A 24646-nucleotide genomic window follows, 5' to 3' on the forward strand; every position below is an offset into this window, starting at 1 on the left:
TGCTTCTCCTCAGTTTTCTTGAGCGAGAGAGGGATTCCGGAAGCCGGCATGACCGGCCGCCCTCAGCGAAATGCGATGCATGGCGTGCATCGCGTCACATTTTTCCCGACGGCGGCCCGGTGTCAAAAGAGGAAATCGGCCGCGGTGAAATCGCTCCGTTCGGCGTCCTCGATGGTGATCGTCGTGGCGCGGAAAGAGATGAGAACATCGTCGCCGTCAGGCTTGATCGAGAGGGCGCCGATGCCCGGAGCTGCCGCGATTTCGATCAGGTCCCGACCCTGTTGAAAGTCGCGGATGACGTTCTCGCCGTCATTCGGGTCGAAAACGAAGGTATCCGGCCCGTTTCCGCCTTTCAGCGTGTCATCGCCGCCGCCGGCGATCAACCGGTCGGCGCCGCCGCCGCCCTTAAGCATGTCGGCGCCGCCGCCGCCGACAAGCATGTCGTTCCCGCCGCCGCCGGCGATGATGTCGCCCGAAGCCTGCCCGAAGAGCCGATCCGCCCCGCCGCCGCCGACGATCCGGTCGGCGCCGCCGCCGCCGCGGATGAGGTCGGCCCCGGCCTGCCCGCTCAGGCTGTCCGCACCAGCCGCGCCAACCACGATATCGTCGCCGGCGCCGCCGTTCAGAGCGTCGTTTCCGCCGCCGCCGTTGAGGGTGTCGCTCCCCGCGCCGCCGGCGACGACATCGTCCGACGCCTGTCCCAAGAGCATGTCGTCGCCGCCGCCGCCAACAATCCGGTCGCCGCCGCCGCCGCCACGGATAACGTCGTCGCCCGCCTGTCCGCTCAGCCTGTCGCCGCCCCCGCCGCCGATCACGGTGTCATTCCCGATGCCGCCGGCAAGCGTATCGGCGCCGCCGCGACCATCGAGCCAGTCGTTCCCTGCGAGCGCGCTCGCCTGGTCGCCGGCGCCGGAGAGAATGAACCTGTCCCCATCGGAAAGGAGAAACGACGCCGTCGCCGCATCATTATCCGTGGAGATCAGCGCAGCGAACCTCCCTGCGTCGCGGTTCACCTGGGTTGCGGTGAACGTGAGCCGCCCGGAGTCGAACACCGAAAAAGAGTTCAGCGTCCCATCTACGCTGTTTGCGCCCGTTTGAAAGTTTCCACGGTAATCCCCACGCAGGGAATCGTCGATCACCCGGATCAGTCTCGCAGTCGAGATAACGACGTTTTCGTCAGGAAGATCGACGTCGCGCTGGATGAATCGAGATCGGGCGACAATACGTGTCATGACTTACCCACTCCAAATTGCGATATCCGGTAAAACAGAAATATGCCCGATAAGTTAACATTTGTTAAGGTAGAACATTACTCTGAGTGGCTGGCGCTCAGGCCGCTTCGTTAAGCCCGCGTTGCTTCAAGAGCGCGTCAACCTTCGGCATGCGGCCGCGAAATGCGCGATAAGCGTCTTCCGGATCCTGCCGTCCGCCCGCCGCATAGATCACATCCGAGAGCCGCCGGGCGATGGCGGGCGCGAACGCATCGCCCGCTTCTTCGAACGCGGCGAATGCGTCGGCGTCCATCACTTCCGACCACATGTAGCTGTAGTACCCGGCCGAATAGCCGTCGCCGGCGAAGACATGGGCGAAATGCGGCGTGCGGTGGCGCATGACAATCTCCGCCGGCATGTCGAGTCGATCGAGGGTCTCGCGCTCGAACGCAGCCGGGTCGAACCCGTCCGCGTCAGTCAGCAGATGCATCTCCAGATCGACCAGCGCCGAGGCGACATATTCGACCGAAGCGAAGCCCTGGCCGAAATTTCTAGCTTTCCGCACCCTTTCGATCAGAGCTTCCGGCATCGGCGCGCCCGTCTCGTAGTGCCTGGCGAAACGGGTCAGAACCTCTTTCTCCGTCAGCCAATGCTCAAAAAGTTGGCTCGGCAGCTCCACGAAATCCCGCGCGACTGAAGTGCCCGAAATCGAGGGGTAGGTCACGTCCGAGAGCATGCCGTGGAGCGCATGGCCAAATTCGTGGAAGAGCGTGCGCGCGTCGTCGAAGGTCAGCAGCGTGACGTCTTCACCCCGCGCGAAATTCATCGCATTGGAAACAATCGGCCGAACCCGCTCGTCGAGATTATGCTGCGTCCGGTAGGCGCTCATCCAGGCCCCCGAGCGTTTCGAAGGCCGGGCGAAATAGTCGCCGATGAAGACCGCGACATGCGCGCCGTCCTTCGTCGCTTCCCAGACGCGCGCGTCGGGATGCGGGCGGGGCGCGTCATACAGTTCTGAGAATTCCAGACCGAACAGCCGCTTTGCGCAGTCGAACGCGGCCGCGATCATCGCGTCGAGCGGCAGATAGGGCTTCAACTCCTCTTCATCGAGATCGTGCTCGGCCTTGCGTTGTTTCTCGGCGTAATAGCGCCAGTCCCACGGTGCGATCTCGATATTCGCGCCCTCGGCCGCGGCGATGGCGGCGAGAGAGTCGCGCTCCTCCAGCGCCCGCGCCTTCGCCGGCCCCCAGACCGCCATCAGGAGCGCGCGCACCCGTTCCGGCGTTTTCGCCATCTGGTCGTCGAGCTTGAAGGCGGCAAAATTGGGAAACCCGAGCAACTGCGCGCGTTCGAAGCGGAGCGCGACGGTTTCCGCCGCGAACGCCCGGTTGTCGGTCTCCGCCCGCATCTCGCCGCGGCCCGTCCAGGCGCGCCAGGCTTCCTCGCGCAGCGCGCGATTGGCGGAAAACTGGAGAAAGGGTGTGATCAGCGAGCGCGAGAGCGTGATGACATGCCCCTCGAGTCCGCGCTCCTTCGCCGCCGACGCCGCGGCGTCGATCAGGAAAGCCGGAAGCCCGTTCAGAGCGTCTTCGCCCTCCAGCTTCAGCATCCAGTCCTTTTCGTCGCGAAGCACGTTCTGGCTGAATCCGGCGCCGAGAGTCGCTAGCCGGCCCATGATCTCGGTCATGCGCTCGCGATCGGCGCCGCGAAGCTGGGCGCCGGCGCGGATGAAATTCGAGTAGGTCAGCTCCAGCACCCGGTCGTCCTCCGCGTCCAGGCCGAGATCGTCGCGCCGGGCCATCAGCGCGTCGATCCGTGCAAAGAGCTTCTCGTTCATCACCATTTCGGCATGGTGTCGTGAGAGGACGGGCGCTATCCAGCGCTCGATTTCCTGCATGGCGTCGTTGCTGGCGACGCCGGCGAGGTTGAAGAAGACGTTGGCGACCCGTGTCAGCGCTGCGCCCGAGCGCTCCAGCGCAACGATGGTGTTGGCGAAGCTGACGGCGGCGGGGTCGTTCGCGATCGCGTCGATCTCGGCGCGGTCGGCTTTCAGCGCAGCCTCGAAGGCCGGGCGGAAATGCGCGGGCTCGATCCTGTCGAAGGGCGGCAGCCCGAAAGGGGTGGACCAGTCTGTGAGAAGCGGGTTCGTCATGGACGCCATCCTTGGAGACAGAGGCGAATCGCGGACGCCCAAGCGCCCACTTCAGCTCGTCATACCATCCCAGAAATTCTTTACGCGCGAAAAGAAATCTTCAGTCTCTGGGCTGTTCTTCTCGCTCTCCTGCTCGAAGAGCCGCAGTAGCTCTTTCTGGTGGGCGGAGAGATTGACCGGGGTTTCCACCGCCAATTCGAGATAGAGGTCGCCGAAGCGCCCGCCTCTCAGTTGCGGCATGCCCTTGGCGCGAAGCCGGAGCTGCTTGCCGGACTGGCTGCCGGCCGGGATCTTAACTCTCGTGCGGCCGCCGTCGATCGTCGGCGCCTCGATTTCGCCGCCGAGCGCCGCGGTGGTCATCGCCACAGGTATCCGGCAGTAGAGATCCAATCCCTCGCGGGCGAAAATCTCATGCTCTGCGATGTCGAGGAAGATGTAGAGATCGCCGGGCGGGCCGCCGCGCCGACCGGCCTCACCCTCGCCGGCGAGGCGGATGCGGGTGCCGTTCTCCACGCCTTCCGGGATGCGGACGGAAAGCGTCCTCTCCTTCGCCGTCCGGCCCTGACCGCCGCAGGTCCGGCAGGGGTTCTTGATCACCTGGCCGCGCCCGCCGCAGGTCGGACAGGTCCGCTCGATGGTGAAGAAGCCCTGCTGCGCCCGAACCTTGCCCAGCCCGGAACAGGTCGGACAGGTGCCGGGCTCCGCGCCGCCCTCGGAGCCGGTGCCGGAGCAGGATTCGCACGTCACCGAGCCGGGAACGGTGATCTCCGTCTCCTTGCCGAGATAGGCGTCCTCAAGCGATATCTTCAGATTGTAGCGCAGGTCCGAGCCCCGCGTCTGCGTGCGCCCGCCGCCGGGACGGCCGCGCTGGCCGCCCATGAAATCCCCGAAAAGATCGTCGAACACATCCGAGAAGGCCGAAGAGAAATCGCCGTTCTGCGCTGCGCGCGCGCGCGCGCCGGCCGCCCCGGCTGCGCCGAAACCGCCCGCCTCGAACGCGGCGTGGCCGAACTGGTCGTAGGCGGCCTTCTTTTCAGGGTCCTTCAGGACGTCATAAGCCTCGTTGACGGCCTTGAACTTCTCGGCGGCCTTGGGGTCGCTCTTGTTTCGGTCGGGATGGAGATCGCGCGCGAGTCGGCGATAGGCTTTCTTCAGATCGCCTTCCGATGCGCCGCGCTCGACGCCCAGAGTTTCATAGAAATCTCGCTTAGCCATTGGGTTCCGCCGCGAACTGAGACTGTTCTGAATAAGCCGCGCCGATCCCGGGGCCAAGGGGAGAATTCATGGCCCCGGGAATGTCTATAGGCGTCGGACGCGATGCGCAGGTCAGGACTTTTTCTCGTCGTCCTTGACCTCTTCGAAATCGGCGTCGACGACATCGTCCTCCGCTTTCGCTTTGGGCTCTTCGCCATCGCCCGCAGGCGCGGCGGATTCGGCTTCCGCCATCTGCGCCTTGTAGATCGCCTCGCCGAGCTTCATCGACGTTTCGGTCAGGGCCTGGGTCTTCTCCTTGATCGCGTCGATATCGTCGCCATCGGCGGCTTCCTTGAGCGCCGCCACCGCCGCCTCGATCTCCGCCTTCACGTCGGCCTCGACCTTGTCGCCGTGTTCGGCCAGCGACTTTTCGGTCGAATGCACAAGGCTTTCGGCGTGGTTCTTCGCCTCGACCCCAGCGCGACGCGCCTTGTCGGCCTCGGCGTTCTCCTCCGCCTCCTTCACCATCGCTTCGATATCCTCGTCGGAAAGCCCGCCCGAGGCCTGGATGGTGATCTTCTGCTCCTTGTTGGTGCCCTTGTCCTTCGCCTTGACGGACACGATGCCGTTCACGTCGATATCGAAGGTCACCTCGATCTGCGGCATGCCGCGCGGCGCCGGGGGGATGTTCTCGAGATTGAACTGGCCGAGCAACTTGTTGTCCGCCGCCATCTCGCGCTCACCCTGGAAGACCCGGATGGTGACCGCGGACTGGTTGTCCTCGGCGGTCGAGAACGTCTGGCTCTTTTCCGTCGGGATCGCCGTGTTGCGGTCGATCAGCCGGGTGAAGACGCCGCCCAGCGTTTCGATGCCGAGCGAAAGCGGCGTAACGTCAAGAAGCGTGACGTCCGTGACGTCGCCCTTCAACACGCCGGCCTGAATCGCCGCGCCCATGGCGACGACCTCGTCCGGGTTCACGCCCTTGTGCGGTTCCCTGCCAAAGAACGACTTCACCGTCTCGATGACCTTCGGCATCCGCGTCATGCCGCCGACGAGAATGACCTCGTCGATATCGGCCGCGCTGACCCCGGCGTCCTTCAGCGCTTTCTTGCAGGGCTCGAGGGTCCGCTTCACCAGATCCTCGACAATGCTCTCCAGTTTCGCCCGGGTCAGTTTCAGCGTCAGATGCTTCGGCCCGGTGGCGTCGGCGGTGATGTAGGGCAGGTTGATTTCGGTCTGCGACGCCGACGAAAGCTCGATCTTCGCCTTCTCCGCAGCTTCCTTCAGGCGCTGGAGTGCGAGCTTGTCATCCCGCAGATCGACCGAGTTCTCCTTCTTGAACTCGTCGGCGAGATAATCGACCAGCCTGAGGTCGAAATCCTCGCCGCCGAGGAAGGTGTCGCCATTGGTCGACTGAACCTGGAACAGACCTTCGCCGATTTCGAGAATCGAGATATCGAAGGTGCCGCCGCCGAGGTCATAGACCGCGATGCGCTTGTCGCCTTCCTTGTCGAGCCCGTAGGCGAGCGCGGCTGCGGTTGGCTCGTTGATGATACGCAGCACCTCAAGTCCGGCGATCTTGCCGGCGTCCTTGGTGGCCTGCCGCTGAGCGTCGTTGAAATAGGCGGGCACCGTAATAACGGCCTGGGAGACAGTCTCGCCCAGGTAGCTTTCAGCGGTCTCCTTCATCTTCTGCAGGATGAAGGCGGAAATCTGGCTCGGGGAGTATTTCTCGCCCCGGCTCTCGACCCAGGCGTCGCCATTGCCGCCCTTGACGATGGCGTAGGGCACCATCTTCTTGTCCTTCTCGACGGCCTTGTCGTCATAGCGCCGTCCGATCAGGCGCTTGACCGCGAAGAGCGTGTTCGCGGGGTTGGTGACGGCCTGACGTTTGGCCGCCTGACCGACCAGCCGCTCGCCGCTCTCGGTGAAGGCGACGACGGAGGGCGTGGTGCGCGCGCCCTCGGCATTTTCGACGACTTTCGGGCTCGCGCCGTCCATGATCGAAACGCAGGAGTTCGTGGTCCCGAGATCGATTCCGATAACCTTGGCCATTATCTAAGTCCTTTCTTTCGGCGATGTCCGGCCGTCGGGTCCCTGAAGGCCCCCGCAGCCTATCCCTTTGGTGATCTTTGCGCAGGTCCCGTCCCGCGTGTTCCGCCGCTATATAGTTGTGACTTTTTTGCCTCGCAACGTGTTGAAGAGAGTTTGTCGCGGATTTCTGGCCGGGAGAGGCGATATTCGCGCCTTTCCGCGAAACGCGGGCTTTCTCGCCGCTGCGAAGCAAGCATATGCGGCGCGATTCGGGCTTGCCCCGCGCGGAGGAAATCCGCCGAATGGCGTCATGCTTCCGGATGGCGTCACGCTCCATGACGGGTTCCTCGACGCGGTTGCGCAGATCGCGTTGGTCGGCGCGCTTCGCACGGTCGCCGCCGTCGCGCCGCCGCGACGCATGGAGGCGCCGAACGGACGGCGCATGTCGGTTGCGATGACCTCGGCCGGGCGGGTCGGCTGGGTCACGGACCGCAAGGGTTATCGCTATGAGCCTCGCCAGATGAACGGCGCTCCCTGGCCGCCGATCCCGGCGGAGGCGCTGGCGATCTGGCGCGCGGTGTCCGGGTGGGATTCGGACCCCGATTGCCTTCTGCTCAATCACTATGCGGAGGGCGCGAAGATGGGGCTTCATCGCGACGCCGATGAAGGCGAGTTCGCGGCGCCCGTCGTCTCGGTCTCGCTCGGCGATCCCGCGCGTTTTCGTATCGGCGGGCTGGCGCGGCGCGACTCGACGAAAAGCTTCGAGCTGCGCTCGGGCGACGTTCTTGTGATGGGCGGCGCGTCGCGGCTCATCTGGCACGGCGTCGATCGGATCCGCTACGGCGTCTCGCCGTTGCTGGCGCGGGGCGGACGGCTCAATCTGACGATGCGGGTGGTGGCCGGCTGAGCGCGCGGTCGCGAAGCAGGTGAAGAGCGCGCTAATACAGCCTGTCCGCATAACGCCGGTCGAGTTCATCGGGCGTGAGCTGAGGCACGTCTTTTCGGGAATGATCCCTGATCATCTCGCCCATGCTTGGCAACTCGTCCCGCTGCGGCCATGACTCCGGCGCCCACATGCGCGCGCGCAGAAACGACCGCGAACAATGGAGAAAGACCTCCTCGACCGCGATCCTCAGCACCGTGATCGGCAACCGGCCCTTCGTTTCGAAGAGCGCGCGCAGCGGCTCGTCGTCGTGGATCGAGGCGACGCCGTTGACGCGCAGGGTCTCCTTCACGTTCGGGATCAGCGAGAGCAGGCCGACATGCGGATGCCGGACGATGTTCGTGAGCCCATCAATCCGGTTGTTGCCGGGCCAGTCGGGCACAAGTAGATGTTTGTCGTCCTCAACCTTGCAAAGTCCCGGCGCGTCGCCTTTCGGCGACACGTCGAGCTTGGCGCCGTCGGAGGTCGCGATCAGCGCGAAGGGAGACAGCTCGAACCAGCGACGGCAATGCCGGTCGAGATGGTCAATCTCCTTCGCCGCCGCGATCTCCATCGGTTCGCCGTAGATCGCGCGCAACGCGGCTTCGGTCGTTATCTGCATTCGAGTTCCCCCACGGGCCGCAACACGGACGCCGTGGGCGGCGCCCGCCGGTTCACGTGTCTGTCGGTTCGGTTGGCGCGCCGTCGTTCTCACGGCTGTCGTTCTCCGCGCCTTGCGCCGGCGCGCCGTTTTCCGGCGCCTTCGCCACGCCGACCATCGCCGGGCGCAATAGCCTGGAGGCGATTGTGAAACCGGATTGCATCACCTCGATCACCCCGCCCGGCGGCGCGCCCGGAACCTCGGCCTCGAACATCGCCTGGTGGAGGTTCGGGTTGAATTTCTCGCCGATCTCGGGCTCCACGACCTCGATCCGGTGCTTGGCGAAGGCTGCGAGCAATTCGCGTTGAGTCAGCTCGACGCCTTCGATCAGCCCCGCCGCCTGTTCGCGCGCCTTATCGTCGGCGGCGGCCAGCGCGCGGGCCAGGTTGTCATGCACCGAGAGAAGGTCGCGCGCCAGCTTGGCGCCGCCGAAGGCCTCGGCGTCTTTGCGGTCGCGCTCGGCCCGGCGGCGGATATTCTCCGCCTCCGCCAGCGCGCGCATCAGCTTTTCGCGAAGCTCATCCCGCTCCGCCGTCAGCGCGATGATCTCGGCGGCCTGCGGATCGGTCGGCTCGCCGTCCTCACCGAGTCCCGCCTCCATCGCCGTTTCCGCTTCATCCGCTTCCGTGGCCCCAGACATCGCCGCTTCCTCGATCGCGGCGTCACGCTTACCTGCAGTCATTTACTTCACCCTTTCCGCCGGTTCATCTCGGTGCGGTCTTGCCGCGCCCGGCGAGCACCTCGCCCATCATCCGGGCGGTGTAATCGACGATCGGCACGATCCGTCCGTAATTGAGCCGCGTCGGGCCGATCACGCCGATCGCGCCCACGAGCTTCCGGTCGGCGTTCATATAGGGAGAGATCACCAATGTGGAGCCGGAAAGCGAAAAAAGCTTGTTTTCCGACCCGATAAATATCCTGACGCCGTCGCCCTCCTTGGCGAGGTCGAGGAGTTGCGCGATGTCGCGTTTGCGTTCCAGGTCGTCCAGAAGATGGCGTATCCGGTCGAGATCGGCCGCCGCCTCGGTCAGGAGATTCGCGCGGCCGCGCACCAACAGCCGGTCAGGCTCTATCTCGCCCTCGCCATCCCAGACCGCCACGCCTGCCTCGACCAGCGCGCGGGCGGTGGCGTCAAGCTCCTGCCGGCGGCGTTCGATCTCGCGCGCGATCGCCTCTTTCGCATCGCCGAGCGTGCGCCCGACCAGCATGGCGTTGAGGAAATTCGCCGCCTCGCGCATCGCCGAGGGAGTCATGCCGGCGGGGGGTGCGATCATCCGGTTCTCGACCGCGCCGTCCTCGGTCACCAGGACGACGAGCGCGGCGCCGGGATTGAGCGAGACGAATTCGACATGGCGGATCGGCGCTTCGCGTTTCGGCGCGAAGATCAGTGAAGCGCACTGGCTCAACCCGGAGAGGAGCGAGCCGGCATGGTCGAGCGCGTTCGCGATGTCGCCGTCGCGGTCGCCGTTCAATTTCTCGATCTCGGCGCGCTCCTCGGCCGAGATCTCGCCGAGCTCCAACAGTCCGTCGACAAACATCCTGAGGCCGCTATGCGTCGGTATCCGTCCGGCCGAGGCGTGCGGGCTTTCGAGAAAGCCGAGCTGTTCGAGATCCTGCATCACGTTGCGGACCGAGGCGGCCGAGAGCGGCGCCTCCAGCCCGCGCGATATGGTGCGCGAGCCCACCGGCTCGCCGGTTTCGATATAGGTCTCCACCAGCCGGCGAAATATCTCGCGGCTGCGGTCGTTGAGTTCAGAGAGCGGGGCGGCGTCAGGCATATGTAGACTGGTAGGAAGCGCCAGGCGCGCGGTCAACCGGCTTGCGCCGTCTTCCCGCACGCCTGGCGCGCCGTCCCGGGACGCGCTTTACATCAGGCGGCGCGGAGCCGCGCGGCCGAGCGGAATCCGGCCACGGCGGCCACCCGGCCGAACCAGCCGCGGCGCCGCCGCTTTCCGCGAACCGCGAGCAGCAGGACCGCAGAGCCAAGCGCGAGCCCCGCCGGCGGCAAGGGCACTGTCGTGATCGGGCTCAGATCGAGCGAGCCTTCGTTGTCGATGAAGCCGTAGTTGACGGTCGGGTTCGTGGTGTAGAAGAAGAAGCGCAGATCCGTCAGCTCGCGCTGAGCATCGGTGGTTCCCGCATCGTCGTCGATCAACAGCGTCCAGACCAGTGTTTCACTTGCGCCCAGCGCCAGGAGCTGCGGCGGTGTGACCAGGTGAGAGGCGCCGGATTCGGTGAATCCGAAACCGGGCGTCAGGGTCAGTTGCGCCGGGCCGTCAATATCATCGTAGTCGACATCGACGGAGACCTCGACGGCGGAATCCGGCGCAAAAATCTGCGGCAACGCCGACGAATACGACACGCCGTCAATCGTCAGGTTGGACAGCGTGAGCGCCATCGAGGCCGATGGCGCGGCGAGGATGGCGAGAGCCAGCAGAGATCGAATGAACAACATACATCCCCCAGAAAATAGATCGGTCACCAATTGACCCACGAAGAGTCATCTTCGCCGCCAACATTCCATCGGGTCAACCTTTTTTGATTCGGGAGATGTTCCGAAGTGAGGAGACGCACATGCAGAAGCGGCCGCGCGCGCGGCCGGATATTCGCTTGTCCTCAAGCGCGGGAGACGGGGGGAATCCGCCGGCGCCGGACGGACGTTGCGCTTCGGGTTCGTGCTGTTGGGAGGCAGCCGATGATCGGTCTCTTCCTAGCGCCTGAAAACTTCGCCACGCTGGCGGCGCCGATCGCGATGGAGGTCGTGCTCGGCGCCGGCAGCCTGCTGTGCATCTCGATCGTGGCCAACAGGCTCCGGGCGCCGATGCGACGGCGGGCGCGCGTCCGGCGCGGCTGAGGGGCATTGTCGCGGCGGAGCCGAGGGATTAAGGCTCCGCGCGAACCAGAGAGAGGGATACCGATGCGCCCATCAGGCCGCGCGCGCGACGAGATGCGCGCCATTTCCATCGAAACCGGCGTTTCCCGCCATGCGGAAGGCTCCTGCCTGATCCGCTGCGGCGATACCCATGTGCTCTGCACCGCCACCGTCGAGGATCGCGTCCCACCCTTCATGCGCAACTCCGGTCTCGGTTGGGTGACGGCGGAATACGGCATGCTGCCGCGCGCCACCAATACGAGGATGCGGCGGGAGGCGAAAACCAGCCAGAGCGGCAGGACGCAGGAAATCCAGCGCCTGATAGGCCGGAGTTTGCGCATGGGGGCCGACAGGGTGGTGCTCGGCGAGCGGCAGATCACCATCGACTGCGACGTGCTTCAAGCCGACGGCGGCACGCGCTGCGCCTCGATCACCGGCGGTTGGGTCGCCTTGCGGCTGGCGGCGGACAAGCTGATCGCCTCCGGCGCTCTGAAGGAAAACCCGGTCGAGGAGCATATCGCGGCGATCTCCGCCGGCGTTCACCAGGGGCAGGCTGTGCTCGACCTCGACTACGCCGAGGATTCGGACGCCGGAACGGATGCGAATTTCGTGATGACGGGATCAGGCGGGCTGGTCGAATTGCAGGGTTCCGCCGAGGGTTCGCCATTCACCGAAGCGCAGTTCATGGAAATGCTGACGCTGGCGCGCAAGGGCGTCAGCGAGCTGGTCGCGGCGCAGAAGGCGGCGGTCGCGTGAGCCGGAAACTCGCGCCCGGCCAACTTGTCGTCGCGACGCATAACGCCGGCAAGGTCCGCGAAATGGGCGCGCTGCTCGCGCCCTATGGGATAGAAACAGTCTCCGCCGGCGATCTCGGGCTGCCCGAGCCGGAGGAGACGGAGGAGACTTTTGAAGGCAACGCGCGCATCAAGGCGCACGCGGCGGCGAAGGCCGCTGGGCTTCCGGCCTTGTCGGACGACAGCGGCATCGCGGTCGACGCGCTCGGCGGCCGGCCCGGTGTCCATACCGCCGACTGGGCGGAAACCGGTCAGGGGCGCGATTTCGAAATGGCGATGACTAAGGTCTGGACCATGCTGGAGGCGATGAACGCGCCCGAGCCGCGCCGCGCTCGTTTCGTCTCCACGCTCTGTCTTGCCTGGCCCGACGACCACGACGAGGTTTTCCGCGGTGAGGTTCCGGGCCGCGTCACATGGCCGATGAGAGGCGAACGCGGCTTCGGCTTTGACCCGATCTTCACACCGGACGGTGAGAACGAAACCTTCGGCGAAATGGACCCCGTGAGAAAGAACGCCATGAGCCACCGGGCGCGGGCGTTCGAGAAACTGGTGGAGGCGTGCTTCGGGTGAACGCGGCCGGAGACTGGAGAGCGGCGGGGTTCGGCGTTTACGTCCACTGGCCGTTCTGTCTCGCCAAGTGTCCCTATTGCGATTTCAATTCGCATGTGAGCCGCGATATCGACCAAGCGCGCTGGCGCGACGCGCTTCTCGCCGAGATGGCGGCGACGCGCGCCCTGACCGGGCCGCGCCGGGCCGATACGATCTTCTTCGGCGGTGGCACGCCCAGCCTGATGCCGGCGGAAACCGTCGGCGCGCTGATTGAGGCCGCCGACCGGCTCTGGGGCCTCGCGCCCGACGCCGAGATCACGCTGGAGGCGAACCCGACCTCGGTGGAGGCGGCGCGGTTTCGCGCCTATGCCGCCGCCGGCGTCAACCGGATCTCGATGGGCGTTCAGGCGTTGAACGATCCCGACCTTCGTCGGCTTGGCCGGATGCACAGCGCGGCGGAGGCGCGCGCAGCCTTCGACATCGCACGCGAAGCCTTCGCCCGCGTCAGCTTCGACCTGATCTACGCCCGGCAGGATCAGACAGCGACCTCATGGCGCGCGGAGCTTGAGGTTGCGCTGGAAATGGCGGTCGACCATCTCTCACTCTACCAACTCACGATCGAGCCAGGCACCCGCTTCGGCGAGTTGCACGCGCGCGGCGGTCTTCGCGGCCTTCCGCCGGACGAACGCGCGGCGGACATGTACGCGATCACGCAGGAAACATGCGCGGCGGCCGGCGTCCCGGCTTACGAGATCTCCAACCACGCGCGGCCGGGTGCGGAAAGCCGGCACAACCTGATTTACTGGCGCTACGGCGATTACGCCGGGATCGGTCCCGGCGCGCATGGGCGGCTGACGCTGGACGGACGGCGCATGGCGACCGAAACGAAGCGCGACCCCGCCAAATGGCTGGAGGGCGCGCCAATCGCGCCGGAGCCGCTCCCCGCGGGCGCAGAGGCCGACGAGTACGCGCTGATGTCTATGCGCCTCGCCGAGGGCATGGATCTCGACCGCTACGCCCGGCTCGCCGGCGCGGCGCTTCCCGAAGCCGGGCTGGCGGTGCTGGAATCCGACCGTCTGATCGCCCGTTCGGGCGGCGCGTCGCGGCGACGGCGAAGGGGCGGCCTGTGCTTAACACGCTTCTCGCGGCGCTCCTCGCCTGAGCCGGGCAGATGGGGAACGGGCAGATGGGGAATGTGCGCGAATATACAGATCGGTGCGGCGCGGACTCCGCGCGACACTCGCTTCATGGTATCATCGGCTTGAAGTCGTTACTTCAGAGGTTGCGCCATGAACGAGATGAGTCCGCCGGAGCCGGTCGCCCGCGCCGAGGGAAAATGGTGGCCGTCGGCGCTTGAACCCGGCGAAAAAACGAAATGGCTGATCTTCAGAATCTGGGACTGGCTCTCGCTTTCGCTGCCGAGCACGTCGAAGGTCATGTTCCGCCAGAAGCTGACCGGGCTGGAAGTCGCGCGTCTCGTGCAGCCCGATTCCGAGGGCAAGGTCGATAGGGCGCTGATCGAGCGACGCATCGCATCGCTTCGCGCTAAGGCGGAATCGCCGATGCACCGCGGCGAATGGCGGCTAGTGAACGAGATCGAGTTGCTAGTCGTCGGCCTCTGGGATCTGCCGACGATGCGGGTGGAGGCGAAACGTCAGCTTTTCGACGCTCAGGCGCTCTGCCTGCCGGGAGCCGCGGAATACGCGACGGAGATCGAAGCCAGCCACGATGACGAAGATGCGATGCGCGCCACGCTTTTCCGGCTTGTCCTCGACGTGCAGGACCGCTTCCGAAAGCGACATCTCCTGCGCGAATATGTCGCGGCTTACACCGCGCGGGTCAGTCTGATCTTCGGCCTCTCCACAACCTTCTTCATGGCTCTCATCATCACGCTGGCCTGGATGGCTCAGGCGCATATCACCTCGCTCTTCTTCGCCGAGCAGACCGGGATCGGCCCGCCGGCGCCGCCGCCTCCGGGCGGGATGCGGGCGTTCTCGAGCTTCTATGTCGCGCTGGCGGCGGGGCTTTTTGGCGCCGCCTTCTCGATGATGGCGCAGACCAAGAAACGCGTCGAGAAATCGACGCTCGAGAACATGCGCACCAACGCGCGGTTTTCGATGCTGTTTTTCCGGCTCGGCGTCGGCATCGGCGCGGCGATGATACTGTATTTCGTTTTCGACACCGAATTTCTGGGGCAGGGGGCGCTGACGCCGACGCTGACCGAGGTTGGCTTCGAGGTGTCGACGCAGACGACGGCGCTTTTCACATCGATCGGCGGCTTGTCGCCGAATCGCGATCTTTCGCTTCTGATGCTCTGGAGTTTCGTCGCCGGCTTCTCCGAGGTTCTGGTGCCGTCGATCCTCAAACATGCGGAGAGTTCGGTGAATCGAGGCTGACTTCGCGATCGACGCCGCAGCGTCCGATGATCCTCTGCGACCGTTCATCCTGCGCTGCGCGACCAGTCGCGACACGCCGATCATCTTTGCGCAGGGCTGCGCGAATCGACTGACGTCGGCCGGGGCAAGGCGGCTCAAGTTCTTCAACCATAAGTTGATTTGCGATCTTCCCTCGGTTCCGTGGCCGGGAAACGGCCACGGAACCCGGGTCCAATCCATCGTCTGGTCCCGACGCGCGCTTCGAGCGCGCCGTCAATTGCGGCGCAAAGGCCTCAGTGGATTGTTTCAGCCGCCCCGAGGCGGGTGATCTCATCTTTTAGTCGTAGCTTTTCTCGTTTGAGTTCAGTGATCTGCAGGTCGTCTGCCGCCGGGCTGCGAAGTTCCTTCTCAATTCTCTGCTCAAGGCTGGCGTGCTTTCTGCGAAGCTCGACCAGGTGGGATGACAGGCTCATGCGAGACCTCCATGGCATATGATCCGAACGTCAAAAGTAGAGCATTGAATGTGGTGACTGTCACGGATTAGTTGAAGAGGCTTTTCGTCGGTTGGCGCGTTTCAGAACCTGAGCGGCGCCCCCCGGCGCAGAACCGCGTCGGCCGCGGTGCTGAAATCGTCGGCGTCGCGACGGTGCGTTTCGCCATCGTGGATGATCAGCGGCGGCGCGATGCGAAACGGGCCGCGCGCGCCCTTTCGCGCCGTGACGATCACGCGCTTCGCGTCCCGGCCCGCGCGCGACTGCAGGGGCAGGACCGCGATGTCGCCGGCCCCCGCGAGCCCGGCGAGGATCTCCGGAAGTTTCGCCGCAAGGTGAATCGTCGCGAAGCGCCCGCCGGAGCGGAGCCGGGCGACCGCGGCCGCGGTCCATTCCGCGGCGCTTCGTCCCCCCGTGGCGCGCCGCGCCGCATCGCGTCCTGGATCCGGCGAGGGCGCGCCGAAGGCGTCAAAATACGGCGGATTGGTCATGACGATATCGAAACCGATCCGCCTGAGCTCTGCAGGCGGCCCAAAGAGATCCCCGTCCCAGATCGCCGCGGCGACGCCGTTCAGATCGGCGTTGCGGCGGGCCAGCCCGGCATAGGGCGGCTGCAGCTCCAGCCCATGCGTCTCCAGCCCGGGAACGCGCGCGGCGAGGCAGAGCATCGCCGCGCCCGCGCCGCAGCCTGCGTCCAGAACGCGCGCGCCGGGCTTCGCCGCCGAAGCGGCGGCGAGCAGAACCGGGTCGGTCGCCGCCCGATAGCCTGCCCGCGGCTGCAGGAGCCGGACAAGACCACCGAGCAGCGCGTCTTCGGTCAAGGCGCTATCCGCGAATCCCGCCGGCGTCGTCACGCCCGCTCGCTGAGAGAGATTCCGTTGTCGTCGAGAATCGCGCGCGCCATGAACAGATCGCGCCGCGCCACCATCAGCCGACGGGGCAGGACACCGAGAGAGCCCTCGAGGATGCTCGTGTGGACGTCGAATACGAAGCAGTCTATATCCTCCGCGCGCAGGAGGGCGGTGGCGAAACTGATGACCGTCGGGTCGTTGGTTTTAAGCAGCTCTTCCATGGGCTCCGAGAGGTATAGGCGCGCGGCGCGGTCAGGGTCGAGAGCGCCTGTTGCGACAAGGTGAGTTTTGCCCCGATCCGACAAAAGCGCCAGAGCGAACCCGGATTCGACCGAGGACGCTTTCGTCCGTCTCTCCGCCCTTGTCCGGCCGGAGCTGGAGGCGGTGAACCGGACGATCCGCAAGCGGATGGAATCGGAGCACGCGCCGCGTATTCCCGAGCTTTCCGCGCATCTGATAGAGGCTGGCGGAAAGCGGCTGCGGCCGGTGCTGACGCTCGCGGCGGCGAAACTCTGCGGCTACGAGGGCGATCATCAGATTCGACTGGCGGCGGCGGTGGAGTTCATCCACACCGCGACGCTCCTTCATGACGACGTGGTGGATGAAAGCGCCAAGCGCCGCGGCCGACCGACCGCCAACATACTGTTCGGCAATCAGCAGAGCGTGCTCGTCGGCGACTATCTCTTCGCGCGCTCGTTCCAACTCATGGTCGAGACGGGAAGCATCCGCGTTCTCGACATTCTCGCCGGGGCCTCGGCGGTGATCGCCGAGGGCGAGGTTCTGCAACTGACCGCACAGCACGACCTCGCCGGCGGCGAAGCGCGCTATTTTCAGGTGATCCGCGGCAAGACCGCGGCGCTTTTTGCGGCGGCGGCCGAGGTCGGCGGCGTCGTCGCAGCGGCGACGGAGGCGGAGATCAGTGCGCTTCGCAACTATGGTGACGCGCTCGGCATCGCCTTTCAGCTGGTGGACGACCGGCTTGATTATGGCGGCGCGGCTGCGGCGATGGGGAAGAATGTCGGCGACGACTTCCGGGACGGGAAAGCAACGCTTCCGGTTCTGATCGCGCATCAGGAAGGTGGGCCGGAAGAGCGCGATTTCTGGTCCCGCGTGATCGAGGATCACGACCAGAGCGACGGCGATCTTGAGGAGGCGCATCGGCTTCTCGGCGCGCATCGGGCGCTCGACCGGACGACCGAACGCGCCGCGGAGTGGGGCGAGCGCGCGATCGCCGCGCTCGACATTTTCGCCGACAGCGAGATGAAGCGCGCGCTGACGGATATCGTCGGTTTCGTCACTGCGCGCGCGCGGTGAAGCGGTTCCGAAACGGATTGATCGCCGCTTGCGCCAAATGGCGTTTCGTCGGATCGGGTGGCGTCGCCACCCCGATCAGCGCCGTGGATGCTGCGAATTCATCTTCGGCCCTTCCAAATCTCCGCCATTCACGGAACACTCGCTGAAAAGCGAGGGAAGCGGATGAAGGCGGATATCGGACTGATTGGCGTTGGGGTGATGGGCGCCTCGCTGGCGCTTAATATGGCGGAGCATGGATACCGCGTCGCGGCGCATGACCGCGATTTCGACAAGATGCAGGGGGCGCGCGACGCCGCCGAGGGCATGTCCGGTGTCATCGAGGTGGCCGAGGCGCCGGAAGCGCTGATCGCCGCGATCCGCCCGCCGCGCGCAATCATCATACTTGTTCCGGCCGGCGCGGCGGTCGATGCGATCATCGCGCAGTTTCGCCCCCTGCTCTCCGAGGGCGATCTTCTGATCGACGCCGGCAACGCCAATTTTCACGACACGAGGCGGCGCACGGCGGCGCTGGAGGCGGAGGGGCTGGCCTTTCTCGGTATCGGAGTCTCAGGCGGCGCCGAGGGCGCTCGCCGGGGCCCTTCGATCATGGCTGGCGGTTCGCCCGCGCTCTGGGGCCGGGTCGAGGAGATGCTGAAGGCGATCGCCGCGCGCCACGACGATACACCCTGCTGCGACTGGTTCGGCCCCGACGGCGCCGGCCATTTCGTCAAGACCGTTCACAACGGGATCGAATACGCCGACATGCAGATGATCGCCGACGGCTATGGCGTGATGCGCGATGGGCTCGGAATGGAGCCGGGCGCCATCGCCGACGTTTTCGAGAGCTGGCGTGGAGGCCCGCTCGCCTCATATCTTGTCGACATCACCGCCGAGGTGCTGGCCACCACGGACGCCGGAACCGGCCGGCCGCTCGTCGATCTCGTACAGGACCGCGCCGGGCAGAAGGGCACCGGCGGCTGGGCGGCGCTGGAGGCGCTGCGGCTCGCCGCGCCAGCGCCCGCGATCGAGGCGGCGGTGGCGGCGCGCAATCTCTCGGCCCGCAAGACCGAACGGACGCGGCTGGAGGCGATCTTCGGCCCGGCCGCGCGTCCGCTCGGAGACGCCCTGGGGACGGAGCGCGAGGCGGTGGCGGATATCCGCGACGCGATTCTCGCCGGCAGGATCGCAGCCTATGCGCAGGGCTTCGAAATCCTGCGCGCGGCCTCCGTCGAGTATGGCTGGGCGATGAACTTCGCCGCGATCGCCCGGGTCTGGCGGGCGGGCTGCATCATTCGCGCGGCGCTTCTCGACGATATCGCGGTTTCGCTGGAGGCGGCGCCGGAAACGAACCTGATTGGCGCGCCGCTTCTGTCGGAGATGATGCGCGGTGCCGAGAACGGATTGCGCCGCACGGTCTCCGCCGCCGCGGCGCGCGGGTTGCCTGCCCCGGCGCTCGCTTCGTCGCTCTCTTATTTCGATCAGCTCAGGACAGCCCGGGGGACGGCGAATCTCATCCAGCTTCAGCGCGATTTCTTTGGCCGTCACGGGTTTGAACGGCTGGATCGCGACGGCGCCGGCCTGCACGGGCCGTGGGCGTGAGCGTCCTGCGAGTCGTCGCAAATCTCCCGGCCGCCGATCCAGCGGCGGGGCGGGCGTTTTACTGCGGGGTCCTCGGCATGGAGGCGCCGATGGACATGGGCTGGATCGTCACCTTCGCGGCGCCGGGGGTGGAACAAGCGCCGCAACTCAGCCTCATGAGCGAGGGTGGCGGCGGCGCGCCGGTCCCGCCGCTTTCAGTCGAGGTGGATGATGTCGACGCCGCGTATGAGCGCGCGGTCGCCGCTGGGTTCGAGATCACCCGCGCATTGGCCGATGAGCCCTGGGGCGTCAGGCGCTTTTTCGTGCGCGGCCCGGCCGGGGAGATCGTCAACGTCCTCGCCCATATCGACGCGGGGTTCAGCCGGCCAGAATGATCCGCGCGGTCGTCTCGGCGCCCGAAAGATCAACGAGTCCCGGCGGCGGGCCGGGCGCGGCGGCGGCGGTCTCCACGGCGGCGGCGAGGGACGGGGGATCGGACGCGCAGAGACGGTGAAATCCGGGCAGGCGGGCGAAGGCGGCTGCGCGGATCAGCTGTTCCTTCTCGCCGCCCTCTTCCATCGGCGCGATCACCGCCGGGGTTCCTGCAGTAAGAAGATCGGTCGCCGTGTTGTAGCCAAGGAGGCTGACCGAACAGGCGGCCACGGCAAGCCGGGCGCGGTAATCCGCCGCCGCCGGCTCCACGATCACTGGCGCGCCTGCGGCGAGCGCCTGCAGCCGCGCCGCCTCCACCGCCGCATCCGCGCCGCCGACGCGCAGCCGCCAGCGGCGCCGTCCGCCCCGCGCGGCTTCGATCGCGCTCTCCAGTATCCCGCGCCCGATCACCCCGCCGCCGACCGCCACCAGCACGTCACCGCGGCCCTCGGGGGCGGGCGCAGGGGCGGGCGCGGCGACATAGCCGGTGTGGCGTATCATCGACGCGAACGCATCGGCTGGCGGCCAGGTTTCGGCCAAAGGAATCAGCGCGGCGTCGCCATGGACAAGCACGGCGTCGTAGAACGCGCGGAGACGCGCGGCGGTTTCCGCCGCTCGGCCGGGTTTGCGTTTCGGCTCCAGCACGTCCCGGATGGAGGCGTAGATCCGCGCGCGGCCCTTGGCGCGGGTCAGGAGCGCAGTAAATTCACCCGCCAGCGCGCGGCGGCCGAAAGGGAACAGTTCGGTCACCAAGGCGTCCGGCGCGAATGCTTCGAAGAGCGCGACGAGTTTCGCGGCGCGGGCGTCGAGGTCCGCGGCGCTCGCCACCCCGTCCGGCGTCAGCAGCCGGCTGTAATCGACGCCGTCGGACCAGACTGGCGGCAATTGTTCGACCCGTACGCCTGAAGCGTCTAGATGATCGATCGCCCGTCCGCCGGAGACGACCAGCGTCTCCGCCCCCGCCGCTCGGAGGGCTTGCGCGATCAGCAGGATGCGCGCGAGATGCCCGGCTCCCATCAGCCCGGTGACGACCAGCATCACCCTCATCGCGCGATCAGTCTCGCCTCCGGCCCATGCGCGACGGGAACGCCCGCTTCGTCGAGCGTCACGGGATAAATCCGCTCTCGTTTAATCCGGAAAGGCTCGACCCTGTCGAAATTCCATCCCCAGGCCTTGGCGAGAATCACCCGCATCACCCCTCGGTGCAGCACCATAAGGGCCGGCTGGTTTGCGGCGGCGATGCGCGCCAGCGCCGGCGCGATCCGCGCCCAGGCGTCTTCCGGGCTTTCCCCGCCCGGCGGACACTTGCCCCATCCCCAAGTCTCGACATGGGCGTAGCCGGACGAGGCGTCCGCGAGCAGGTCTGCGCCGCGCCGGCCCTCCCATACGCCCCATGAAAGCTCGATCAGCGCGGGCTCGATCTCCGGCGCGGCGCCGGTCAGGAGTTTCGCGGTTTCCTCGGACCGGGCGAGCGGCGTCGCGATCAGCCGCGCCCCGGCCCATTCGGGGGGCGGACGCAGCGCCGCCGCGCGCGCGCGCGCCGTAGCGGTCAGCGGCCGGTCCGTGCGCCCCTGTAGGCGTTTCGCGGCGTTCCAGTCGGTTTCGAAATGTCGGGTGAGGCCGATGGTTACGTTCAAATCAGCGGCTCCAGCGCTTCGTTCAGCCGCGCCGCCGCGGCGTTGACGCCGTGGCGCGCCTTCATGTGCGCGCGCGCCGCCGTCCCGGCGGCGGCCAGGCGCGCCCGATCGTCGCTCATTTCCAGGATCGCGGAGGCGAAACCCGCGGCGTCGCCGGGCGAGCAGAGGCGGCCTTGCGGGCCGATCACCTCTCTCACGCCGTCGCGGTCCTCCGCGACGCAGGCGAGCCCCGCCGCCTGCGCCTCCAGATAGACCATGCCGAAGGCCTCGTTGACGCCCGGCCAGACGAACAGTTCCGCTCTTTCATAGGCTGCGCGAATCGCGTCCCGGTCGTCGATCTGTCCATGAAACGCGATCCGCGCGCCGAACGGCGCGAAGAGCGCCTCGACCTCCGCTCGCGCCGCGCCGTCGCCGATGATGTCGAGCCGCCATTCGCCTTCCAGCGCCGCCAGCGCAGCGGACAGAGCGCGATAGGATTCGAGCTTGTCGCCCGGTCGCATCATCGCAACGCACAGCAGCCGCAGCGGGCCGTCGCCCGGCGTCTTCGCGGCCGGCTCCGCCCCGAGCGCGGTGAAGGGCGGCAAGGCGATCAGACGCTGGTTGTCAGGCCTGTCGCGCTCAAGCGCGTCGAGTCCGCGCGGCTGGAGATGGAAGATGATCCGCGCCTCGTCCAGAGCGCGCTCGGAAGCCTGCGAGAAGCGCGCGTAGGGCCCGTCGAGACGTTTTTTCGCGCGATAGCCTTCGGCGATGACGTAGGGGATCGCCAATGCGCGCGCGACCGCCGGGCCGATCAGGTCGGGCGCCTTGTAATAGCAATGATAGGTGAACCAGAGGGCGGGCGGCTCTCCCGTCCGGGCGTAGTCGGCGAGGAGCTTCACCACGATCCGCTCCGCTTCCTGAAAGAGCATGTCCTGCGCGGCCTTGTTGCCGTCGCGCTGATGCGCGCGGAGGCGCGAGGCGAGACGCACATCCCATCCCGCGCGGTCGAGCGCGCGCATCATTAGCCGGGCGATCCTGCGGTCGCCGGACGGGCTCGGATGGTCCGGCGCCTTCATCGGCGCATAAAACGCGACGCGACGACGCGAGGTCGTGCTCATGCGACTTGCGCCGCCGGCGGCTGGCTGAGCGCCGTCCGCAACAGTTCTTCGAGCATGTCTATCCCCCGCTCCATGCCGAACTCCCGCGTGAGCCTATCATATGCTGCGCCCGCCATGGATGTGCGAATCGCAACATCGCCGATTACTTCGGCCAGCCCTTTCGCGAGGGCGTCGGGCGCGTCGGGTGGAACCAGCAGCCCTTCCAAGCCGTTTCCGATGAATTCGGGAATCGCGGAAACCGTGGTGGAGACGATCGCAACGCGCTGGCTCGCCGCCTCCATCAGCACGTTGGGCAGGCCGTCGCGGTCGCCATCGCCGGCGATCTTCGACGGGAGGACGAAGACATCCGCCGCGCGCAGGGCGGCGATCACCTCGGTCTGATCGCGTTTGCCACGCCATTCGACCCGATCGGATAGACCGAGCTGCGTGGCATGTCGCGCCAGCGCGTCCTTCAGCGGCCCGCCGCCGATATGGATGAAACGCCAGTTCACCTCCGCAGGCAGGCGGCCGAGCGCCGCGAGCAGATCATCATAGCCCTTTTTCGCCACCAGCCTCCCGACGGAGAGGAGGATGACCGGCTCCGTGCGCCCGTCGCGCGCGGGGCGGCTTTCGGGCGGCGGGGGGAACCGCGACAGGTCGAGCCCGTGATAGACGAGTGAAATCTTCGCCGGATCGGACGCGAGGGCCTTCAGATGCGCGGCTCCGGAGCCGGTGCAGGTGACGCCGAAGCGGCAATCCGCGAGCTTCTCCGTCTTTTCCCACTCGGGGATCGTCCAGATGTCCTTGGCGTGCGCGGAGACCCCCCATTCGACGCCCCGGATCAGCGCCGCATAGCGGGCGACCGAGCCCGGCGTATGCAGGAAATGCGCGTAGTGAAACTGCGCGGCGGGATCGATCTCGGCGGCGAGAACCAGCGCCTGGCCCCAGCGGCGCACCCGGTTCGGCGTGCGATCGCGCGCGAGATCGCGCAGCCAGACCCGGCGCGCGGCGGCGTAACCGGGCATCGCGCGCGCGGCGCGCCAGCCGTTGAGGACGCGAAGCGGCTCCTGATACAGATATTCTGGCAGGTAGCGCGCCCTGGCGCGGATCAGGTCGTGTATCGGGTGGGTCCGGTCGTCATAAGGTTGGCGAAGCGACCAGATGTCGAACACGAAGCCGCGATCCTCCAGCGCCTTCAGTTCCTGCGCGATGAAGGTTTCGGAAAGTCTCGGGTACCCCTTCAGCACCACGGCGAGCCGCGGCGCCGGCTGCGATTCGTTCATCCGGCGGCTCGGATCGACCAGGTCGCGGCGGCGCGCTCGGTAATGGTGTCGAGCCCGCTCATCAGCCCGGGGACGGAATGCGCCGAAGGCGGCGGTTGGTCCCTGAGCCCGCGGATCGCCCGCGCCATCACCTCCGGGCTGTCGCCGTCGCGCGGTCGATGGAGCATCCGCACGAGGCCAAGGCGTTCCGCCGCCTCGGTGCGGATATACTGCTCCAGCCGTGGCTTGATCCGCGGGGCGATGACCGCAGGTTTGTCGAGGCTGAGAATCTCGCAGAACGTGTTGTAGCCGCCCATGGCGATCACTCCGGCGGCGTCGGCCAGGAGGCGCTCCATTCGCGGATCGAAACTGAACGCCGTGACCCGTCCTTCCATCGCCGCCGCGCGGCGGTCGAACTCGGCGCGCCGGTCGGCGTTCAGAAACGGCCCGTAGACGAGAACGCCGTGGAACGGGATTCCGGGATCGGCCTCATAGGCCGCCAGCGCCCAGTCGATCAGCGCCTCGCCATCGCCGCCGCCGCCGGTCGTCACCAGCACGTAAGGCTCCGGCGGGGGCGTCCCGGTCAGCGGCCAGTCCGGCGTCTCGCGCCTCAGATATCCGGTGTAGCGGATCTTCTCCGTCACGCGCCGGGAGAGCGGGAGTCCTGCGAGGGGCTCGCAAATCTCGGGCAGGCCGTAAACCCAGATTTCGTCATAATATCGCTCAATCGCCGCGACAGCGTCCTTGCGCGCCCATTCCCGGCGCAGCGTCTCACGTTCGTCCAGCACGTCGCGCACCCCGAGCACCAGTCGCGCGCCGCGCGATTTCGCGGTCTCCAGCGTCGCCGTCAGTTCGTTGCGAAAGCCCCACGGCTCCTTGTCGACAATGACGAGATCGGGATCGAAGCTCTCTTCCGCGGCGGACAGCAACGCCGCGCGAAGGTGAACCGTATCCTCGATATCGAGTCCCAGATTATGCGAGGCGTAGGTGCCGTCCGGCATCTTCACCACGCCCGGCAGGCGGACATGGTCCACCCGGTCGGCGAAGTCGAACCGCCCGGCGATCGGCGATCCGGTCATGATAAGCGCGGAAAGCGTAGGGTCGTCAGCCGCCAGTGCCTGCGCGATGGTGCGCGAGCGACGGAGATGGCCTAGGCCGAATGTGTCGTGGCTGTAAAGCACAACCCGACGCCCTTGGCCCCGGCCCGCGCCGCTCCCGGCGAAATCAGTCATCCCTCTGCTCTCCCTGCGTCGGGATTTTGC

Annotated in this window: 25 protein-coding genes; 9 read left to right on the top strand and 16 right to left on the bottom strand. The window is 66.7% G+C overall.

Annotated features, from left to right (window positions below; all coding sequences use genetic code 11):
- Positions 1-122 precede the first annotated feature (122 nt).
- The 4 genes from G5B40_RS17970 to dnaK all read right to left on the bottom strand — a co-directional run bounded on the left by G5B40_RS17970 (position 123) and on the right by dnaK (position 6612).
- The gene (locus G5B40_RS17970) at positions 123-1232 is read right to left on the bottom strand and encodes a calcium-binding protein (RefSeq protein ID WP_165101580.1); all 1110 of its coding nucleotides are present in this window, start codon (positions 1230-1232) and stop codon (positions 123-125) included.
- A 97-nt stretch (positions 1233-1329) separates the two neighbouring features.
- Positions 1330-3363 carry a M3 family metallopeptidase gene (locus G5B40_RS17975; protein ID WP_211907360.1) on the bottom strand — a complete coding sequence of 678 codons (2034 nt, stop codon included), beginning with the start codon at positions 3361-3363 and terminating at the stop codon, positions 1330-1332.
- A 51-nt stretch (positions 3364-3414) separates the two neighbouring features.
- Positions 3415-4578: a molecular chaperone DnaJ gene (dnaJ, locus tag G5B40_RS17980; RefSeq protein ID WP_165101586.1), complete on the bottom strand. Its 1164-nt coding sequence runs from the start codon at positions 4576-4578 to the stop codon at positions 3415-3417.
- Positions 4579-4689: 111 nt separating this feature from the next.
- Positions 4690-6612 carry a molecular chaperone DnaK gene (gene dnaK / locus G5B40_RS17985; protein ID WP_165101589.1) on the bottom strand — a complete coding sequence of 641 codons (1923 nt, stop codon included), beginning with the start codon at positions 6610-6612 and terminating at the stop codon, positions 4690-4692.
- 289 nt (positions 6613-6901) lie between these two features.
- Here dnaK and G5B40_RS17990 point away from each other — a divergent pair, with 289 nt between their 5' ends.
- The gene (locus G5B40_RS17990) at positions 6902-7498 is read left to right on the top strand and encodes an alpha-ketoglutarate-dependent dioxygenase AlkB (protein WP_165101592.1); all 597 of its coding nucleotides are present in this window, start codon (positions 6902-6904) and stop codon (positions 7496-7498) included.
- Between the two features lie 31 nt (positions 7499-7529).
- Here the strand turns inward: G5B40_RS17990 and G5B40_RS17995 are convergent, their stop codons facing one another.
- From G5B40_RS17995 to G5B40_RS18010, 4 genes are all read right to left on the bottom strand, one after another.
- Complete coding sequence (locus tag G5B40_RS17995; RefSeq protein ID WP_165101595.1) at positions 7530-8135, bottom strand: pyridoxamine 5'-phosphate oxidase family protein; 606 nt, start codon at positions 8133-8135, stop codon at positions 7530-7532.
- A gap of 52 nt (positions 8136-8187) precedes the next feature.
- On the bottom strand, positions 8188-8856 hold the full coding sequence (locus G5B40_RS18000; protein ID WP_246209618.1) for a nucleotide exchange factor GrpE: 669 nt from the start codon (positions 8854-8856) through the stop codon (positions 8188-8190).
- Positions 8857-8878: 22 nt separating this feature from the next.
- On the bottom strand, positions 8879-9952 hold the full coding sequence (gene hrcA, locus G5B40_RS18005) for a heat-inducible transcriptional repressor HrcA (RefSeq protein ID WP_165101598.1): 1074 nt from the start codon (positions 9950-9952) through the stop codon (positions 8879-8881).
- Positions 9953-10044: 92 nt separating this feature from the next.
- Complete coding sequence (locus G5B40_RS18010) at positions 10045-10629, bottom strand: hypothetical protein (protein WP_165101601.1); 585 nt, start codon at positions 10627-10629, stop codon at positions 10045-10047.
- Between the two features lie 240 nt (positions 10630-10869).
- Between G5B40_RS18010 and G5B40_RS18015 the strand changes: the two genes are divergently transcribed.
- The 5 genes from G5B40_RS18015 to G5B40_RS18035 all read left to right on the top strand — a co-directional run bounded on the left by G5B40_RS18015 (position 10870) and on the right by G5B40_RS18035 (position 14785).
- Entirely contained in the window at positions 10870-11028 is a 159-nt protein-coding gene (locus G5B40_RS18015; protein ID WP_165101604.1) for a hypothetical protein, read from the top strand.
- Positions 11029-11091: 63 nt separating this feature from the next.
- Complete coding sequence (rph, locus tag G5B40_RS18020; protein ID WP_165101606.1) at positions 11092-11802, top strand: ribonuclease PH; 711 nt, start codon at positions 11092-11094, stop codon at positions 11800-11802.
- On the top strand, positions 11799-12410 hold the full coding sequence (gene rdgB / locus G5B40_RS18025) for an RdgB/HAM1 family non-canonical purine NTP pyrophosphatase (RefSeq protein WP_165101610.1): 612 nt from the start codon (positions 11799-11801) through the stop codon (positions 12408-12410). The genes rph and rdgB overlap by 4 nt, the downstream gene beginning before the upstream one ends.
- Complete coding sequence (hemW, locus tag G5B40_RS18030) at positions 12407-13654, top strand: radical SAM family heme chaperone HemW (protein WP_343040342.1); 1248 nt, start codon at positions 12407-12409, stop codon at positions 13652-13654. Before rdgB ends, hemW begins: the two co-directional genes overlap by 4 nt.
- A gap of 24 nt (positions 13655-13678) precedes the next feature.
- A complete protein-coding gene (locus G5B40_RS18035; protein ID WP_165101613.1) occupies positions 13679-14785 on the top strand; it encodes a hypothetical protein in 1107 nt (368 codons plus the stop codon).
- A gap of 272 nt (positions 14786-15057) precedes the next feature.
- Here the strand turns inward: G5B40_RS18035 and G5B40_RS18040 are convergent, their stop codons facing one another.
- The 3 genes from G5B40_RS18040 to G5B40_RS18050 all read right to left on the bottom strand — a co-directional run bounded on the left by G5B40_RS18040 (position 15058) and on the right by G5B40_RS18050 (position 16327).
- On the bottom strand, positions 15058-15237 hold the full coding sequence (locus tag G5B40_RS18040) for a YdcH family protein (protein ID WP_165101616.1): 180 nt from the start codon (positions 15235-15237) through the stop codon (positions 15058-15060).
- Between the two features lie 101 nt (positions 15238-15338).
- A complete protein-coding gene (locus tag G5B40_RS18045; protein WP_165101619.1) occupies positions 15339-16076 on the bottom strand; it encodes a tRNA1(Val) (adenine(37)-N6)-methyltransferase in 738 nt (245 codons plus the stop codon).
- Positions 16077-16105: 29 nt separating this feature from the next.
- On the bottom strand, positions 16106-16327 hold the full coding sequence (locus G5B40_RS18050) for a putative signal transducing protein (protein WP_165101622.1): 222 nt from the start codon (positions 16325-16327) through the stop codon (positions 16106-16108).
- Positions 16328-16394: 67 nt separating this feature from the next.
- On the opposite strand from G5B40_RS18050, the gene G5B40_RS18055 reads away from it, so the two are divergent.
- From G5B40_RS18055 to G5B40_RS18065, 3 genes are all read left to right on the top strand, one after another.
- Positions 16395-17420: a polyprenyl synthetase family protein gene (locus G5B40_RS18055; RefSeq protein ID WP_246209619.1), complete on the top strand. Its 1026-nt coding sequence runs from the start codon at positions 16395-16397 to the stop codon at positions 17418-17420.
- 162 nt (positions 17421-17582) lie between these two features.
- Entirely contained in the window at positions 17583-18998 is a 1416-nt protein-coding gene (gene gndA / locus G5B40_RS18060) for an NADP-dependent phosphogluconate dehydrogenase (protein WP_165101625.1), read from the top strand.
- A complete protein-coding gene (locus G5B40_RS18065) occupies positions 18995-19372 on the top strand; it encodes a VOC family protein (RefSeq protein ID WP_165101628.1) in 378 nt (125 codons plus the stop codon). Before gndA ends, G5B40_RS18065 begins: the two co-directional genes overlap by 4 nt.
- Here G5B40_RS18065 and G5B40_RS18070 read toward each other — a convergent pair.
- Genes G5B40_RS18070 through G5B40_RS18090 form a run of 5 tightly spaced genes read right to left on the bottom strand, consistent with a single transcriptional unit; the run spans position 19356 to position 24616 of the window.
- Positions 19356-20456, bottom strand: coding sequence for a glycosyltransferase family protein (locus G5B40_RS18070; protein WP_165101631.1), 1101 nt, complete (start codon positions 20454-20456; stop codon positions 19356-19358). The two genes, G5B40_RS18065 and G5B40_RS18070, sit on opposite strands and share 17 nt — an antisense overlap.
- Positions 20453-21046 (bottom strand): histidine phosphatase family protein, encoded by a 594-nt coding sequence (locus G5B40_RS18075; RefSeq protein WP_165101634.1) that lies wholly within the window; start codon positions 21044-21046, stop codon positions 20453-20455. Before G5B40_RS18075 ends, G5B40_RS18070 begins: the two co-directional genes overlap by 4 nt.
- Positions 21043-22143, bottom strand: coding sequence for a glycosyltransferase family 4 protein (locus G5B40_RS18080; protein WP_165101638.1), 1101 nt, complete (start codon positions 22141-22143; stop codon positions 21043-21045). Before G5B40_RS18080 ends, G5B40_RS18075 begins: the two co-directional genes overlap by 4 nt.
- The gene (locus tag G5B40_RS18085; RefSeq protein ID WP_165101641.1) at positions 22140-23405 is read right to left on the bottom strand and encodes a glycosyltransferase family 4 protein; all 1266 of its coding nucleotides are present in this window, start codon (positions 23403-23405) and stop codon (positions 22140-22142) included. The genes G5B40_RS18080 and G5B40_RS18085 overlap by 4 nt, the downstream gene beginning before the upstream one ends.
- Positions 23402-24616, bottom strand: coding sequence for a glycosyltransferase family protein (locus G5B40_RS18090; protein WP_165101644.1), 1215 nt, complete (start codon positions 24614-24616; stop codon positions 23402-23404). Before G5B40_RS18090 ends, G5B40_RS18085 begins: the two co-directional genes overlap by 4 nt.
- Positions 24617-24646: the final 30 nt, after the last annotated feature.

It is taken from the genome of Pikeienuella piscinae, assembly GCF_011044155.1.
Taxonomy (GTDB): Bacteria; Pseudomonadota; Alphaproteobacteria; order Rhodobacterales; family Rhodobacteraceae; genus Pikeienuella; species Pikeienuella piscinae.

Coding starts and splice junctions, on each gene's coding strand:
- G5B40_RS17970 (WP_165101580.1), bottom strand. CDS start 1,232: ATGACACGTATTGTCGCCCGATCTCGATTCATCCAGCGCGACGTCGAT.
- G5B40_RS17975 (WP_211907360.1), bottom strand. CDS start 3,363: ATGACGAACCCGCTTCTCACAGACTGGTCCACCCCTTTCGGGCTGCCG.
- dnaJ (WP_165101586.1), bottom strand. CDS start 4,578: ATGGCTAAGCGAGATTTCTATGAAACTCTGGGCGTCGAGCGCGGCGCA.
- dnaK (WP_165101589.1), bottom strand. CDS start 6,612: ATGGCCAAGGTTATCGGAATCGATCTCGGGACCACGAACTCCTGCGTT.
- G5B40_RS17990 (WP_165101592.1), top strand. CDS start 6,902: ATGCTTCCGGATGGCGTCACGCTCCATGACGGGTTCCTCGACGCGGTT.
- G5B40_RS17995 (WP_165101595.1), bottom strand. CDS start 8,135: ATGCAGATAACGACCGAAGCCGCGTTGCGCGCGATCTACGGCGAACCG.
- G5B40_RS18000 (WP_246209618.1), bottom strand. CDS start 8,856: ATGACTGCAGGTAAGCGTGACGCCGCGATCGAGGAAGCGGCGATGTCT.
- hrcA (WP_165101598.1), bottom strand. CDS start 9,952: ATGCCTGACGCCGCCCCGCTCTCTGAACTCAACGACCGCAGCCGCGAG.
- G5B40_RS18010 (WP_165101601.1), bottom strand. CDS start 10,629: ATGTTGTTCATTCGATCTCTGCTGGCTCTCGCCATCCTCGCCGCGCCA.
- G5B40_RS18015 (WP_165101604.1), top strand. CDS start 10,870: ATGATCGGTCTCTTCCTAGCGCCTGAAAACTTCGCCACGCTGGCGGCG.
- rph (WP_165101606.1), top strand. CDS start 11,092: ATGCGCCCATCAGGCCGCGCGCGCGACGAGATGCGCGCCATTTCCATC.
- G5B40_RS18035 (WP_165101613.1), top strand. CDS start 13,679: ATGAACGAGATGAGTCCGCCGGAGCCGGTCGCCCGCGCCGAGGGAAAA.
- G5B40_RS18040 (WP_165101616.1), bottom strand. CDS start 15,237: ATGAGCCTGTCATCCCACCTGGTCGAGCTTCGCAGAAAGCACGCCAGC.
- G5B40_RS18050 (WP_165101622.1), bottom strand. CDS start 16,327: ATGGAAGAGCTGCTTAAAACCAACGACCCGACGGTCATCAGTTTCGCC.
- gndA (WP_165101625.1), top strand. CDS start 17,583: ATGAAGGCGGATATCGGACTGATTGGCGTTGGGGTGATGGGCGCCTCG.
- G5B40_RS18070 (WP_165101631.1), bottom strand. CDS start 20,456: ATGAGGGTGATGCTGGTCGTCACCGGGCTGATGGGAGCCGGGCATCTC.
- G5B40_RS18080 (WP_165101638.1), bottom strand. CDS start 22,143: ATGAGCACGACCTCGCGTCGTCGCGTCGCGTTTTATGCGCCGATGAAG.
- G5B40_RS18085 (WP_165101641.1), bottom strand. CDS start 23,405: ATGAACGAATCGCAGCCGGCGCCGCGGCTCGCCGTGGTGCTGAAGGGG.
- G5B40_RS18090 (WP_165101644.1), bottom strand. CDS start 24,616: ATGACTGATTTCGCCGGGAGCGGCGCGGGCCGGGGCCAAGGGCGTCGG.